The organism is Nocardia brevicatena NBRC 12119, from assembly GCF_000308495.1.
GTDB lineage: Bacteria > Actinomycetota > Actinomycetes > Mycobacteriales > Mycobacteriaceae > Nocardia > Nocardia brevicatena.
Genome location: NZ_BAFU01000030.1, coordinates 1 through 14,587, shown reverse-complemented (window position 1 = coordinate 14,587; position 14,587 = coordinate 1). Strand labels below are relative to the sequence as shown.

Here is a 14,587-nt window from a genome sequence, read left to right as displayed (position 1 = left end):
CATGGTGCCACCCCGGACCAAACAGGAGATCGTCGACCGGCTGTATACGGCGACGGAAATCACCGATGTGCTGTTCACCGACCTCGGTATCCGCTACACCATGATCGGCGGTACGCTGCTCGGCTCGCTCCGCCACGGTGGGTTGATTCCCTGGGACGACGATGTCGACCTGGCCATCCCCACCGATGATCTCGCCACGCTGACCGGTCCCGGCGCGAGCCTGCTGGCGCAGCAGGGATACGGGCTGGCCGACTCGGGCTGCTTTCTCAAGATATTCGCGCTCGACAGCCCGGTGGAAACATCGGACGATCCACTCGATACCGCGGAGTTCCGCTACCCGTTCGTCCACATCTTTCCGATGACCCTGGTCGACGACAGGCTGGTGTACCACGAACCGGCCCGTTCCCGCTGGCCCTCGGACTATTTCGAGCCCAGCGAGTTCGATCGGCTGCACCGCTGTCGATTCGGGCCGCTGCGGCTGAGCTGTGTGCCCGATACCGCGGCACGGCGTTATCTGGACAACCTCTACGGCCCGGACTGGCCGAACCAAGTCCGAGTACACGAACCGCACGGGCGCGACGGGCACACAGCGACCGACATCCGATCGGACCTGTTCGAGCCCGCGCTGCCCCGAGTCGAGGAGGACCGGTGACCGAAACATTCGGCTGGAAACGCGTATGGGACAACCGCAGCCTCGATCCGACCGCTGGTTCCACACTGGCACAACTCATGGCCGCAGACGGACTCGACAGCGCGTTCAGCGGTCTACAGCCCGACGCGTGGACCGAGTTCGTGCTCGCGACCGCCGATCGGTTGAGGCTTGCGCCGGGCATGTCCGTATTCGAAGTCGGCTGCGGCGCCGGCGCCTTCCTGTTCGACCTCCAGCGCCTGGGATGCCGGGTCGGGGGAATCGACCAGTCCGCGGCACTGATCGATATCGCCCGCGACGCACTGCCCGACGGTGAGTTCGCCGTCGCCGACGCCGCCGAGGTGGACGTCGAACCCCGTGCCGGCGCGGTGTTGTCCTGCGGGGTGTTCCTGTATTTCCCCGGGCTCGACTACGCACGACAGGTGATCGGTGCGATGGCCGCCAAGGCCACGCATGCGGTGGCAATCCTCGATGTGCCCGACGCGGCCAAAGCCGAAGACGCCCAACGCTTCCGAATCCAGGCGGCCGGAGGGCCCGCCGCCTATGCCGAGCGTTACGCGGGTCTCCCGCACATGTACTACGAACGCGAATGGATCCGCCGGGAACTGGCAGCGGCGGGATTGACCCACATCCATATCGAAGACCAGCACGTCGACGGCTATGGAAACGCTCCGTTCCGGTTCAACGCCTTCGCCTTCCGCGCCGAATCCGACCGGTGAGGTCCGGCCGGAGCGGGATCGACGAATCGATACATTCATCCGGGCGAACCTCCCGCTCTCGGCCTCGATCGTCGATCCGATCCCACCGAGAGCTTCGGCACGGTTCTCGGCACCGGCCCACCGCGGAGATACCCCCGGCTTCCAGGCCTTGAATACGAGCTTCTGCGATACACGCCGCGCACGGTAAAGTAGCACCTTCGTGTTCGGGCGAGGGAGGAGCGTCGGTGTCGGCCACCGGGGGGACGATCATCGGGTCATTCGCGGTGTATCGAAGCCTCGCCGTCGCCGGGTTCCGACGCCAATGGCAATACAAACTGGCCATGTTCGCCGGGCTGTTCACCAACTGTGTCTTCGGGTTCGTCCGCGCGGCCATCCTGACCGCGGCGGTCGGCGCGGCGGGCGGGTTCGCGGGCTACGACGCCGGCAGTATCGGCGCCTACGTATGGCTTTCCCAGGGGCTGCTGGGCGCCCTGTTGTTCATGGGCGCGGAACTCGAACTCTCCGAACGGATGCGAACCGGTGATATCGCCATAGACTTCCTGCGGCCGGTGGACATCCAATTCGGCCATCTCGCGGCCGACCTGGGCCGGGCCGTGTGCACACTCGTGCCGCGGGGCCTACCCAGCCTGCTGGTCGGCATGCTCACCGTCGGTCTGGCCCTCCCGAGCACCCCGGGGCCGTACCTGCTCGGCGCGGTCAGCGTACTGCTCGCCATGGCACTGTCCTTCCTGTCGCTGTTCGCCCTGACGACCGTCGGCTTCTGGGTCGTCGAGACCCGCGGCCTACGCGTCCTCTACGGTGTCGGCGGTTCTTTCCTGGCCGGGCTGGGCGTGCCGGTGCACGCCTTTCCCGAGTGGCTGCGCACGGTGGCGGCCGCCACCCCGTTCCCGTCGATACTGCAGGCTCCGGTCGATGTACTGTCCGGGCGGATCGTCGGGTTCGACGCGGTGCGGGTGATCGCGGTCCAGGTCGGATGGGTGCTGGCGGTCGGCGCGGTGGGCCGGCTGCTGTTGGCGGCGGGGCGGCGCAAATTGGAGGTGCAGGGTGGCTGAGACCGCGATATCGACACCTGCGGTCCGCACCGGCCCGGCGGGTTCACCGTTCACCCCCTATGCCGCGGTACTGGCTTCGCGCCTGCGCGCCCAACGCTCCTATCGGCTTTCCTTCGCCGCCGAGGTGATGGGCTCGCTGGTGGTCGGACTGGTGGAATTCGCCGAGGTCTGGGTTGTCTTCCACAATGTCGGGGTGCTCGGCGGTCTCGATATGGACGCCGCACTGCTGTTGTTCGGCCTGAGCAATCTCTGCTTCGCGCTCGCCCAGGTGATGTTCGGCCACCTCGACGAACTCCCGAAGAAGATCCGGCTCGGCACGCTCGATATCTACCACCTGCGTCCCCAGCCGCTGTTGCTGCAGCTGATCACGAGCGATATCTCGCTGCGCCGGTTCGCTCGCGCCACGGTGGCGCTCACGGCCCTGGTCATCGGTCTGGTCCGCAACGACATCGCCTGGTCCGTAACAGCCGTCGCCCTGCTCGCGTTGACCGTGGTGAGCGGGATCGTACTGTTCGCCGGTGTGCTCGTAACCGCCGCCGGATGCCAGTTCTATCTGATCGACGGTGCCGAACTGACCAACAGTTTCACCTACGGCGGCTCGTACGCGGCCTCCCAGCCCGCCTCGGTCTTCCCCACTCCGTTGAAACTGCTGTTCGGCTTCGCCATACCGGTTGCCTTCACCGCCTACCTGCCGACGCTCGCGCTCCTACGGCTGCCGGGACCCGCTCTGCTGCCCTCCTGGCTCGCCTGGCTGTCGCCGGTGGCCGCCGCCTGGGTATGGCTCGTGGCGCTCACGATGTGGCGGCGCGGTACTCGGCACTACCAAGGAGGAGGGGGCTGACGTGCCCGATTCGGATATCGTCGAGGTCGACAAGCTGACCAGGACATTCGTGCGCTATCGCAAGGAGGGGCGGTTGCGGCGCCGCCGCGAAGACCTCACCGCGGTCGACACCATGACCTTCCGGATCGAGCGCGGCGCGGCGGTCGGCTATATCGGCGCCAATGGCGCGGGCAAATCCACCACCATCAAAATGCTGGCAGGCATCCTGGTGCCGACCTCCGGCACGGTGCGCACCTGCGGGCTGGAACCGTCCCGGCAGCGGCGTGAACTGGCCGCTCGGATCGGCGTGGTGTTCGGACAGCGTTCCCAGCTGTGGTGGGATCTGCCGCTGCGTGAATCGTTCTCCCTCCTGACCGCTATTCACCGCCTGGACGCGGACGCCGGCCGAAAACGCATCCATGAGCTGATCGAGCAGTTGGAGATGGCCGATACCCTCGACACCCCGGTCCGGCAGCTGTCACTCGGACAGCGGATGCGCGCCGAGGTGGCCGCGGCCCTGCTGCACTCCCCCGAGCTGATCATCCTGGACGAGCCCACCATCGGTCTGGACGTGCTCTCCAAACAGCGGCTACGCGAATTCCTGCGAACCGAACGCACCGAACGCGGCACCACGCTACTGCTGACGACACACGATATGGGTGATATCGAACGCCTCTGCGAACGAGTGCTGGTGGTGGACCGCGGGCGGCTGGTGTACGACGGATCGCTGACCGGGCTGGGCGCGACGGTGGGCGCTCGCCGGATGCTGATCGTCGATCTGGCCGAGCCCACCCCGGAACTCGCCGATCTACCCGAGGCGACATTGGTCTCCAGCGAGGCCGGCGGTATGCGACAGCGTCTGGCCTTCGACGCCGAGACCACCACGGCAGCGCAGCTGCTCGCCGCAGTATCGGCGCGGGCCGAGGTGCGGGATCTATCGATCGAGGAGCCCGAAATCGAGGACATCGTGCGACGGCTCTACGAATCCGCACGGTGACGGGCGCGCCGGCGCCGGCCGTGGTGGGGCCGGCGCCGGTGCGAACCCCGGGACGGTTTATTCGTCGACGGGCTTGGTCGTGTCGACCGCGGGGGCGGCCTCGGCGGGTCCGGCCTCCTCCCGGGCGCCCTGGTCCAACCGGAAGGGCGGGTACTCGTCGCGCAGCAGCGAGGCGTACGCCTGAACCCGGATCGTCCAGCGGTTGATACCCATCAGGAAGTCGAACAGCCCCCGCGGATAGCGCGCCGTGAACAGCAGGGCGATCACCGCGACCAGGACCAGCGCGCCGAGCAGCGGGATCGTGAAGACACCACCGCTGGGCTCCTCGTTCATATCGCCGGTCGTGAAGGTGAGGGCGCCGCCGACCAGGGCACCCACGATCAGGTAGTGCGGAATGGCCAGCAGCCACCATTTCACCAGCACCAGACCGCGGTGCAGGTGCTCGGGGTAGTCCACCTCGAGGTCGGCCGGGTAGTCGGCCTTGCTGTCCAGACTGAACGGTGGATACCGGTCGGTGCCCAGGACCGTCCAGGCGTAGTACGACACCCGCCATGTCCAGCGCATGACCCCGACGCTGAAATCGAATAGCGTGCGCGGATACCTGCCGGTGAACAGAATCGCGAAGAAGGCGATCACGGTGACCACCGCATAGGCGATGTGGAGGAAGAACAGAACGATGTAGTGGGGTATCGCCAGAATCCATTTCACGATCCACATCCACCGCGACAGCGCGGGGTCGAGATCGCCACGGACTCGGACCGGATAGCCGGGGGTGACCGGGTTGCCGGACATGATCGAGCTCCTTCGTGGTGCCGCTTCGGTCGAGCGGATCCGCCCGACCGCCCACTTATTGTGACGCACAACACAAATAAGCGTGGCAACGTTGCGATACCGACACCCTGACGAAACCGTGCGGCACCCGAAGGATCACTGACGGTCTAGGCCGTGGGAACGGGCATCTCGACCGTGTTCACCCGCGGCAGGGCCTCGGGATGGTTGCGCCTCAGCCAGCCGATCAGCTCCTCGCGCACCGCGCAGCGCAGCTCCCAGACATCACCGGAGTTTCGCCCGGTCATCGAGGCCCGTACCTGGATACCGGTGGGGGTGCTGTCGGTCACCAGCAGATTCCAGCTGCGACCATCCCATTCGGGCCGCTCCCGCAGATATTCGTACAGACGTTCACGCAGTTCGGCCACGGGGGCGCTGTGGTCCAGATACAGATAGACCGTGCCGGTGAGTTCCGGACCGCCCTTGGACCAATTCTCGTACGGCTTGCTGTTGAAATACGACACCGGCATGGTGAGCCGGCGGTCGTCCCAGATCCGGACGGTGAGGAAGGTCAGGGTGATCTCTTCGACGGTCCCCTGCTCCCCCTCGACCACGACCGTATCCCCGATCTTCACCGAATCACCGAAGGCGATCTGCAGACCGGCCATGAGATTGCCGAGTGTGGACTGGGCGGCCACACCGGCGATGATGCCGATGACGCCGGCGGAGGCGAGCAGCGAGGTGCCCAGCGTACGCAGGCCGGGGAACAGCAGCACCATGGTGACCGCGGCGGTGGTGACCGCCAGCACGGTGGTGACGATGCGGCGCACCAGGGTGAGCTGGGTGTTCAACTGCCGCACCCGCGCGATATCGGCGCTGCGGTTCGCGTAGCGGTGCAGGGTGTTCTCCGCCACGGCGTCGACCACTCGGATGGTCAACCAGACCACCGACATCATCGCCATCGCGCCCAGCACATTGCGGATCACCGCATCCTGGGGCAGGTCGAGTTCGGCCAGAGGGTAGGTGTAGTGCAGGGCGGCGCAGCCGAGAAGGATCTGCAGCGGCAGCTGAATCCGGCGCAACAGGGCGGGCAGCCTGTTCTTCGGATGCCGCTGCGCGCTGTAGCGCAGCATACGGTCGATCGCCCAGCCGATCGCGATGGTCGCCGCCGGCGTGCCACCGAGAACGATGAGCGGCCGTAGCACATTCTCCAAGGCGTCCAACTCCTTGCCCCATCGGTCGTCTATAGCGCATAGCTCGCTCACAAGGCTACAGTTCGGTAACGGCTTGGATCGAGTTATACGGACGCCCGTGTTTCACCTCGGAGGGTAAGTTCAGCGCGGCGGCTCCCCCTGCGCCGAATACAGCCGGATCTCCCCGCCGTCGCCGAGGAAGGCATTGACCAACATGATCCGACCGGCATGCAGTTCATCGGGGCCGGGCGTGCGGGTGGTCACGGAGATCTGCCGGATGGCCGACCAGTTCACGACGTATCGTTCGGGCGGCCCGGCATCGTCGGAGAGCCGGGCCAACCGGAACACCGAAACGGTTTTGCGGACCATGAGATCGCGCACCATCTCCGCGACCCGCTCGGGATCTTCCAGAGCGAACAGGAAACCGAAGTTCAACTCCGGCGAGGAGACGTAGGCTGGCACAGCCCCGAGGCTATCCCATGGCTATTCCACCGACCGTGGCCCACCTCACCGCGGGGGGACTACCGTCGCCGGTTCTCGCCACCGTCCCGGACATCGGGCTCGACCACCTCGACATCCACCCCCGGTGCCGACCCGGCAGGCGACGGTGGCACCGCCTCGGTTTCGGAGACGGTATCGGCCTCCTCGACGTCCCCGGCACCCGGTTCGAGACGACGCTCGCCGAGGTCGGTGGTCCGCTCGGCCGCGGCCTGGGCGGCGGCATCGCGCCGAGCCGCGGCGGCGGCCTCGTTCATCTCGATGGCGTCGGTGATCCATTCACCGATCTCCCGGGTGACCTCCTGCACGGTTCCGGTGATGATTCCGGCGATATTGCCGATCCGCCGGGCGCCGGAGGTCGTCAGCTCCTGGATCAGATCCTTGTTGGCCTCGAATTTGCCGATCATCGCACGCCCACTTCGGTCTTATTCCGCTGTCGCATCACGATAACACCGGGTACCGACCGCTTTCGCAGGGCAACGGGCAGCAGCCGGGCGAAACGCGAGTCCAGTAGCCGCGGCGGCAGGGCGAGTTGGAAGATCTTCACCCACACCGACCCGATCTGCTTGCCCAGCCGACCGGTGTTGTAGGGCAGGCCGTACTTCTCGCACAGCGCCCGAACCTCGGGGGCGATCTCCGGATACCGGTTGGCGGGCAGATCCGGGAACAGGTGGTGCTCGATCTGGTGCGACAGATTCCCGGACATGATGTGGAACAGCTTGCTGCCGGTGATATTCGCCGAACCCAGCATCTGGCGCACATACCATTCGCCGCGGGTCTCGTCGGCGGTCTCCTCCTCGGTGAACGTCTGTACGCCGGAGGGGAAGTGTCCACAGAAGATGATCGAGTACGCCCACAGATTGCGCACCAGGTTGGCGCTGATGTTGGCGGTCAGGGTGGAGAAGAACAGCGGACCGCTGAGCAGCGGGAAGACCATATAGTCTTTGAGCACCTGCCGACTCGCCTTACGCCACTGCCCCTTCAGCAGGGGTTTGATCTCGACCCAGCCGCGCTTGCCCTTGACGATATTGTCCGCCTCCAGGTCGTGCAGCATGACACCCCATTCGAAGAACACCATGAGCAGGAAGGCGTAGAGCGGATTGCCGAGGTAGTACGGGTGCCAGTCCTGCTCCTCGTCGATGCGCAGGATGCCGTACCCGATATCCCGGTCCCGGCCGTGGATATTGGTGAAGGTGTGGTGCACGTAGTTGTGCGAATGCTTCCACTGGTCCGACGGGCAGACCGTATCCCATTCGAATACCCGGGAATTCAGGCCCTGTTCACGCATCCAGTCGTACTGGCCGTGCATGACGTTATGGCCGATCTCCATATTGTCGAGGATCTTCGACACCCCCAGCGCGGCCACCCCGGCCAGCCAGAACGGCGGCAGGAAGCCCAGGTACAGCAGGCCGCGGCCGGCGATTTCGAAACCACGTTGGGCCTTGATGATCGAATAGATGTACTCGCGGTCGCGCTGCCCCAGATCGGAGACCACGCGGTCGCGGAGTGCGTCGAGTGTTCGGCCGATTTCGGCGACCTGCTCGGGGGTGAGAATCAGCGGTCCGTCTTCGGTCTCGGTGAGGATGGTCATCTGCGTCTCCCCTTCGTATATCAGATGTCGATGTCCACGTCGCCCACGGCGGCCTGGATACAGAGTTGGACGGGTTGGTCGGGATCGGATTCGAGTTCGCCGGTGCGCAGGTTTCGGGTGCAGCCGGCCCGGCGCACCGCGGTGCAGGAGAAGCAGATCCCCATGCGACAGCCGAACTCCGTGCTGAGACCGGCCTGTTCGGCCTGCTCCAGCAGACTCGTTCCGGCGTTGTCCGCGGTGACCCCGCTGGCGCTGAAGGTCGTTTCGCCGTGCACCTCGGCGGCGTCCACCGGCGCGGCGGTGAAGGTGAATTCCTCGGTGTGCAACCGGTCGGTCAGGTGTTCGGCCTCGAACACGGCACGCACCGAGTCCATCAGCCGCGGCGGGCCGCACAGATAGGTCTGCGCGTCGGTGAACCAGGGCGCCACCCTGACCAGTTCGTCGTAGTCGAAGGTGCGTCCATCGCGTCGCGGATACCGCAACTCCACCGAGATATTCGGGTGGGCGGCGGCGATTCGCGCCAGTTCTCGGCGATGCGGCACCATTTCCGGCGAACGCGCGTAGTGCAGGAACACCACCGGCCCGGTGCGCCTCTCGTCGACGAGGGTGCGCAGCATCGACAGCACCGGGGTGATACCGCTGCCGCCGCTGATCAACAGGACCCCCTCGGGACGCTGCTCGGGCAGGTGGAACACGCCGTCGGCGGGTTCGAGATCCACCACCATGCCCGGTTCGGCATGGTCGTGCAGGTACCGCGAGACCAGACCGTGCGGGTGCACCCGGATCGTCAGGTCGATGCGCCGGTCCCGGCTGTGCTCCGAGTTCGTCGGCGAATAGCAGCGGGTGTGTCGCACTCCGTCGATCACCACGCCGATCCGCACGAATTGGCCGGCCCGCAGACCCCGCCAGTGGCGGGTCGGGCGCAGGGTCAGCGAGATCGTTCCCGGTACCGAGCGGTCCACCCGGATGAACTCGGCACGCATATCTCGAACGGTCAGCATCGGGCGCACCAGTTCGAGATAGCGGTCGAGCGGATGCGGGCAGGTCAAGGTCTGCGCCAGGTTGATGAGATCCACCATTCGGTTCTCCGTGCCTGTATTGGTCGGGTCATGGCGTGTGCGTCATACAACCATCACGCCGGTATGAACTTCAGTGTACGTGTGTACACTCAACTAGTGTGCAGGAAGCCCCGGTGCGACTGTCAACCAGGAAAAGGTGTGATACGAACAACAGCTGGAGGATGGTCGAATGGTGAACGGATGTATGCTCACGGAGATGAGTGAGCAGGCGGTAACCCGAGGTGAGCGCAAGGAGCGCACCCGACAGGCACTGCTGGACGGCACGCTGGCACTGGCCGCCGAACGCGGTTTCGGCGCACTCAGCCTGCGCGAGATCGCCCGTTCGGCCGGAATCGTGCCGACGGCGTTCTACCGCCATTTCGCCTCGCTCGACGACCTCGCCGCGACACTGGTCGACGAGGGAGTACAGGCATTGCGGCTGGCCCTGCGACAACTGCGCCGCACCCCCGATGCCCGGCTGTCGGAAACAGTGCGGTTCGTCTTCGGCGAGGTATCCACCAAACGGGAACTGTTCGGCTTCCTGATCCGGGAACAGCGCGGCGGCTCGGCCACCCTACGAGCGGCGATCGCCCTGGAATTGCAGCTGATCGTGCGAGAACTCGTGGTGGATCTGTCCCGGGTCCCCGCGCTCGACGCATGGTCGTCGCACGACCTCGAGGTGGCCGCCGACCTGATCGTGAACACCGTGACCGACGGTATCGCCGACTATGTGTCCGCCGCGCCGCGCGAAGAGCGGACAATCATCGAGCGCACCGTCCAACAGGTGCGGCTCATCGCCCTGGGAATGGGCGCCTGGCGGCCCTGAACCGAGCCCCGCCCACGGCTCGGCGATGCGCTCAGACGTCCGGCGTTTCGGACGTGTGCGCCCACTTCTTCGGCGCGGGAACCGCCAGCAGCGCCAGCAGACCGGCGCCCAGGACGACCAGCAGGCCGACGATCCCCGCGCGATCGGCGGCGAGCGCCCAGACGAACACCCCGAACAGCAGAGGCGAGAGGAAGGACACCGCCCGCCCGGTGGTGGTGTAGAGCCCGAACAGCTGCCCCTCCCGCCCCGGCAGCGCCGACCGTGCCAGATATGAGCGCGCCGATGCCTGCGCCGGTCCGACGAACAGCGTGAGCAACAGCCCGAACACCCAGAACAGAACCGGCCCGGATACCACCAACAGCACGATCCCACAGCCCACCATGGCGGACAGGGAAACCACGATCACCCGTTTCGGCCCGCTCCGGTCGTCGAAGCGGCCGGCCACTATCGCCCCCAGCGCCGCGACGATATTGGCGGCGATTCCGAACAACAGCACATCGCCGGAGTCGAGACCGTAGACCCGCACCGCGAGCACCGCGCCGAACGTGAACACCCCCGCCAGCCCGTCTCGGAACACCGCACTGGCCAGCAGGAAACCGACGACGCCCCGATCGACCGCCCACAGGTCCCGCAGATCCCGCCACAGCACCCGGTAGGAACCGAGGAACCCGGCCGTGGACGCGCCCGGATCGGCGTTCGGCCGCACCAGTTCGGGCACCGCGAACAGCACCGGCAGGGCGAAGGTCGCGTACCACACCGCGGCCAGCATGACCACCAACCGGATATTCAGCCCCTCGTCGGTGGGGATACCGAGCAGCCCGCGAGTGTCTCCCTCACCGGAAATGAACCCGAAGTAGCAGATCAGCAGCAGGACGATACCGCCGAAATAGCCCATAGCCCAGCCGAAACCGGAGACCCGGCCGATGGTGTCGGGGGTGGAGACCTGCCGCAGCATGGCGTTGTAGGGCACACCGGCCAGTTCGAAGAACGCCGAGGCGAGTGCCAGCAGCAACAGTCCGAACCACAGATCGTGATAGTCGTCCCGGACGAAGAACATCGCGGCCATCATGGCGACGCACAGCGCGGTCAATACCCCCAGCGATCGTTTGCGGTTGGCGGTCGCGTCGAACCACTGGCCGCTCACGGGCGCCGTCAGCGCGACGACCAGACCGGAGATACCGAGCGCCCAACCCAGCCAGGCGCCGGCCGATATCCCACCCGGCAGATCATCGCCGACGGTATCGGTGAGATATACCGAGAACACGAACGTCAGGGTCACGGCGTTGAAGGCCGCCGATCCCCAATCCCACAACCCCCATGCGACCATCTGCCCGCGCCGCTCCCGCTCCGCGGCACGCGCGTCCACCTCGCTCATCGGACGAGCGTAGCGCGGACACCTCGCCCGTCAGGGGGAGGAAGCCAAAGGGCGCCTGTACGGGGACAAGCGCTCACACCGGAGTTCCCCCCGCCGACCGGCGAACACCGCGGCGGAACACCATTAGGGTGGCGGGGTGAGTGTGCCTGCTGCTACCGCTGAGAACCGCGCCGTGGTCACCGGCGCATCGTCCGGAATCGGGACCGCGCTGGCCGAGGAGCTGGCCCGCCGCGGCTATTCGCTGATCCTCGTCGCCCGGCGCGCGGAACTGCTCGAGGAACTCGGCCGGCGGCTCACCCGGGACCACGGGATCACAGCCGAGATCCGGGCCGTCGATCTGGCCGACCGAACGCAGCGCGCGCCGCTGGCCGAGGAGCTGGCCGGACGCGAGATCGCGGTACTGTGCAACAACGCCGGGATCGCGACCTTCGGTCCCGTCGCCGAACTCGACCCCGGCTACGAGCGGGCCCAGCTGGAGCTCAATGCCGTCGCCGTCCACGACCTCACCCTGGCCGTCCTACCGGGCATGCTGGCCCGCCGCGCCGGCGGCATCCTGATCAGCGGATCGGCCGCGGGCAATATGCCCATCCCCCACAACACCACCTACGCCGCGAGCAAGGCGTTCGCGAATACCTTCGCCGAGTCGCTGCGCGGGGAGCTGAAGGGCTCGGGTGTCCATGTCACCCTGCTCGCGCCCGGTCCTGTGCGCACCGAAATCCCGGATCCGGCCGAGACGTCGATCGTGGACCGGATGGTCCCCGACTTCATGTGGGTCTCCTCGGAGCAGACCGCGAAAGTATCGATCGACGCGCTGCTGCGGAACAAGATGCGAGTCGTGCCGGGACTGATCGGCAAGGGGATGAGCGTCGCCGGCCAGTACGGGCCCCGCGCCGTCACCGCCCCGATCGCGGGGGTGTTCTACCGGAAACTCGGTGGATAGTAGACAAGCGTTAATCAATCGAAAGAGTCGCCGGGCTGACTAGGGTAGTGGAAGTGTCCGACAAATTAGTGGTGTGGATGGATTGCGAGATGACCGGGCTGCGTCTGGACAGCGACAAGCTGATCGAAGTGGCCGCCCTTGTCACCGACAGCGAGTTGAACATCCTGGGTGACGGCGTCGACATCGTCATCCACGCCGACGACGAGGCGCTCGCCGCCATGCCGCCCGTAGTGGCCGAGATGCATGCCCGCTCGGGACTCACCGAGGAGGTCCGCCGTTCCACGGTCACCGTCAAGGAGGCCGAGCAACAGGTTCTCGACTACATCCGGCAATATGTTCCCACCGCCGGGGCGGTGCCGTTGGCCGGTAATTCCATCGCCACCGATCGCGGGTTCATCGCCCGGGACATGCCCCGGCTCGACGAGCACCTGCACTATCGGATGATCGACGTCAGCTCGATCAAGGAACTGTGCCGGCGCTGGTATCCGCGGATCTATTTCGGACAACCGGAGAAGGGACTCACCCACCGCGCGCTGGCCGATATCAAGGAATCGATCCGCGAACTGGTGTACTACCGACGCACCGCCTTCGTCGCCCCACCCGGCCCGTCGACAGCGGATATCACCGCGATCGCCGCCGAGGTCAGCGCCCTGGATGTCGACTTGTCATCGACCCAGGTCAACGGCGCGCCGGAAACCGATTAGCCCTGAAGGGGGGAGACGCGCTAATATCTAGCGCGCCGGTTCTTCACCGGCAATGGTGAGTGTAGTTCAGTTGGTAGAGCACCAGGTTGTGATCCTGGCTGTCGCGGGTTCGAGTCCCGTCACTCACCCCACAAGAATCGGGTCCTGGCCCGCGAGTTGGCCAGGACCCGATTTGTTTTGGGCGGCCACCGAGGGAATACGGTGCGGTCACGCGAACTTCCAAATCTGGGAGCGGTGGGAAACAGCTTCGCGCGGCGTAATATCCAACGCATCGCGGAGGGTACCGAAACCATGGCGGCTCAATGAGTGGTGAGTAAAGTTCTCTCATTCGATTGGGCCACGTCTGCGGCGCAGTCGCCGACTACCGAGCCTTAGGCCCACTTCGTACAAGACGGGAGGGCGTAGGGTCAGTGGCACAACCATCAGGGCCGAGGGCACTCTTGCGGCAGATCACGGATACAGTACGCGAACTGCTGGGAAAAGCAGGACGTGGCGCGCACGACGGTATTGTGAATAACGGCAGCAACAGGGCGCACACCGCAGCCCAAACTCTCGGAGCCACCGGAAACGAGGCTACCGGAGCAGTACGCGCCTCGGGCGTAAACCTCCCCCGCGACCCCAGCCAGGCACCCCCCCTCCCCGGTTCTCCGAACCCCGCTCCAGCGGCCTCCTCCCCCAGTTGGCGCGGCCGGGGAGAACCCACGCCCCGACAGGGCCAGGCTCCGCCTCTTCCCCTCCCCGCCAGGGAGCACGGCTCCACCGAGCCAACCGGTGGCCATTCCCCTACCGATCCGCCGAACCAGGGCAACCAATCCGGCAACCAGGACAGCGGCCGATCGAACGCCGCTCCCGGCAGCTCCACCGTCTATACCCCCACCGACGGCGACATCAGACAGTTTTACCGGCTCGACCCGCACGACATGCTGGTACACCCCGTTGGTCCCCCCACCCGGGGTAACAACAGCCCACACGCGGACCCCCGCCCCTACGACGACCGCACACCCCCCGACCACACCACCGGCACCCCCGACCCCGACTCATCACGCATCAACCTATTCCCCGACGACGACGAACCAGCCCCCTTCGGACGCCCCGAACCCGACAACGACGGCTCGAGCACCACCGGCACCCCCGACCCCGACCCATCACGCATCAACCTATTCCCCGACGACGACGAACCAGCCCCCTTCGGCCCCACCAACGAACCAGCCAATGGCGGCGAACGCCAAGGCCAGGGCGAACGCCAAGGCCAAGGCGAAGGCGAACGCCAAGGCGAAGGCGAACGCGAAGGCCAGGGCGAACGCCAAGGCGAAGGCGAACGCGAAGGCCAGGGCGAACGCCAAGGCGAAGGCGAACGCCAAGGCCAAGGCGAAGGCGAACGCCAAGGCGAAGGCGAA

At 66.2% G+C, this 14,587-nt stretch carries 16 protein-coding genes and 1 tRNA gene; 9 read left to right on the top strand and 8 right to left on the bottom strand.

Annotated elements, in window-relative coordinates:
• The first annotated feature begins 1 nt into the window (after position 1).
• The 5 genes from ON20_RS37835 (at position 2) to ON20_RS06375 (ending at position 4,237) form a co-directional block, all read left to right on the top strand.
• Positions 2-652 carry a LicD family protein gene (locus ON20_RS37835; RefSeq protein ID WP_040834021.1) on the top strand — a complete coding sequence of 217 codons (651 nt, stop codon included), beginning with the start codon at positions 2-4 and terminating at the stop codon, positions 650-652.
• Positions 649-1,368 (top strand): class I SAM-dependent methyltransferase, encoded by a 720-nt coding sequence (locus tag ON20_RS06390; protein ID WP_051161790.1) that lies wholly within the window; start codon positions 649-651, stop codon positions 1,366-1,368. Before ON20_RS37835 ends, ON20_RS06390 begins: the two co-directional genes overlap by 4 nt.
• Positions 1,369-1,592: 224 nt before the next feature.
• Positions 1,593-2,420: an ABC transporter permease gene (locus ON20_RS06385; protein ID WP_051161788.1), complete on the top strand. Its 828-nt coding sequence runs from the start codon at positions 1,593-1,595 to the stop codon at positions 2,418-2,420.
• Positions 2,413-3,261, top strand: coding sequence for an ABC transporter permease (locus tag ON20_RS06380; RefSeq protein ID WP_245547081.1), 849 nt, complete (start codon positions 2,413-2,415; stop codon positions 3,259-3,261). The genes ON20_RS06385 and ON20_RS06380 overlap by 8 nt, the downstream gene beginning before the upstream one ends.
• Position 3,262: 1 nt before the next feature.
• Positions 3,263-4,237 (top strand): ABC transporter ATP-binding protein, encoded by a 975-nt coding sequence (locus ON20_RS06375; RefSeq protein WP_040834020.1) that lies wholly within the window; start codon positions 3,263-3,265, stop codon positions 4,235-4,237.
• A 57-nt stretch (positions 4,238-4,294) separates the two neighbouring features.
• On the opposite strand, the gene ON20_RS06370 is transcribed toward ON20_RS06375, so the two are convergent.
• The 6 genes from ON20_RS06370 to ON20_RS06345 all read right to left on the bottom strand — a co-directional run bounded on the left by ON20_RS06370 (position 4,295) and on the right by ON20_RS06345 (position 9,366).
• Complete coding sequence (locus tag ON20_RS06370) at positions 4,295-5,029, bottom strand: DUF4389 domain-containing protein (protein ID WP_040834019.1); 735 nt, start codon at positions 5,027-5,029, stop codon at positions 4,295-4,297.
• Positions 5,030-5,175: 146 nt separating this feature from the next.
• Positions 5,176-6,270, bottom strand: coding sequence for a mechanosensitive ion channel family protein (locus tag ON20_RS06365; RefSeq protein ID WP_245547080.1), 1,095 nt, complete (start codon positions 6,268-6,270; stop codon positions 5,176-5,178).
• Positions 6,271-6,339: 69 nt separating this feature from the next.
• Positions 6,340-6,660 carry a hypothetical protein gene (locus tag ON20_RS06360; protein ID WP_040834018.1) on the bottom strand — a complete coding sequence of 107 codons (321 nt, stop codon included), beginning with the start codon at positions 6,658-6,660 and terminating at the stop codon, positions 6,340-6,342.
• A 59-nt stretch (positions 6,661-6,719) separates the two neighbouring features.
• Entirely contained in the window at positions 6,720-7,103 is a 384-nt protein-coding gene (locus ON20_RS06355) for a hypothetical protein (RefSeq protein ID WP_040834017.1), read from the bottom strand.
• The gene (locus ON20_RS06350; RefSeq protein ID WP_040834016.1) at positions 7,100-8,287 is read right to left on the bottom strand and encodes a fatty acid desaturase family protein; all 1,188 of its coding nucleotides are present in this window, start codon (positions 8,285-8,287) and stop codon (positions 7,100-7,102) included. The genes ON20_RS06355 and ON20_RS06350 overlap by 4 nt, the downstream gene beginning before the upstream one ends.
• Before the next feature lie 20 nt (positions 8,288-8,307).
• The gene (locus ON20_RS06345) at positions 8,308-9,366 is read right to left on the bottom strand and encodes a ferredoxin reductase (RefSeq protein WP_040834015.1); all 1,059 of its coding nucleotides are present in this window, start codon (positions 9,364-9,366) and stop codon (positions 8,308-8,310) included.
• A gap of 196 nt (positions 9,367-9,562) precedes the next feature.
• Here ON20_RS06345 and ON20_RS06340 point away from each other — a divergent pair, with 196 nt between their 5' ends.
• A complete protein-coding gene (locus ON20_RS06340) occupies positions 9,563-10,171 on the top strand; it encodes a TetR family transcriptional regulator (protein WP_040834029.1) in 609 nt (202 codons plus the stop codon).
• A gap of 31 nt (positions 10,172-10,202) precedes the next feature.
• Here the strand turns inward: ON20_RS06340 and ON20_RS06335 are convergent, their stop codons facing one another.
• Positions 10,203-11,546 (bottom strand): MFS transporter, encoded by a 1,344-nt coding sequence (locus ON20_RS06335; RefSeq protein WP_051161784.1) that lies wholly within the window; start codon positions 11,544-11,546, stop codon positions 10,203-10,205.
• A gap of 136 nt (positions 11,547-11,682) precedes the next feature.
• On the opposite strand from ON20_RS06335, the gene cmrA reads away from it, so the two are divergent.
• The 3 genes from cmrA (at position 11,683) to ON20_RS06320 (ending at position 13,321) form a co-directional block, all read left to right on the top strand.
• Positions 11,683-12,486: a mycolate reductase gene (gene cmrA, locus ON20_RS06330; RefSeq protein ID WP_040834013.1), complete on the top strand. Its 804-nt coding sequence runs from the start codon at positions 11,683-11,685 to the stop codon at positions 12,484-12,486.
• A 53-nt stretch (positions 12,487-12,539) separates the two neighbouring features.
• Positions 12,540-13,190, top strand: a complete 651-nt coding sequence (gene orn / locus ON20_RS06325; protein WP_040834028.1) for an oligoribonuclease — start codon at positions 12,540-12,542, stop codon at positions 13,188-13,190.
• A 55-nt stretch (positions 13,191-13,245) separates the two neighbouring features.
• Positions 13,246-13,321 (top strand) — tRNA-His (locus tag ON20_RS06320).
• A 1,026-nt stretch (positions 13,322-14,347) separates the two neighbouring features.
• On the opposite strand, the gene ON20_RS06315 is transcribed toward ON20_RS06320, so the two are convergent.
• Positions 14,348-14,587: hypothetical protein (locus ON20_RS06315; protein WP_176564518.1), on the bottom strand; the 240-nt coding region annotated here is incomplete at its 5' end.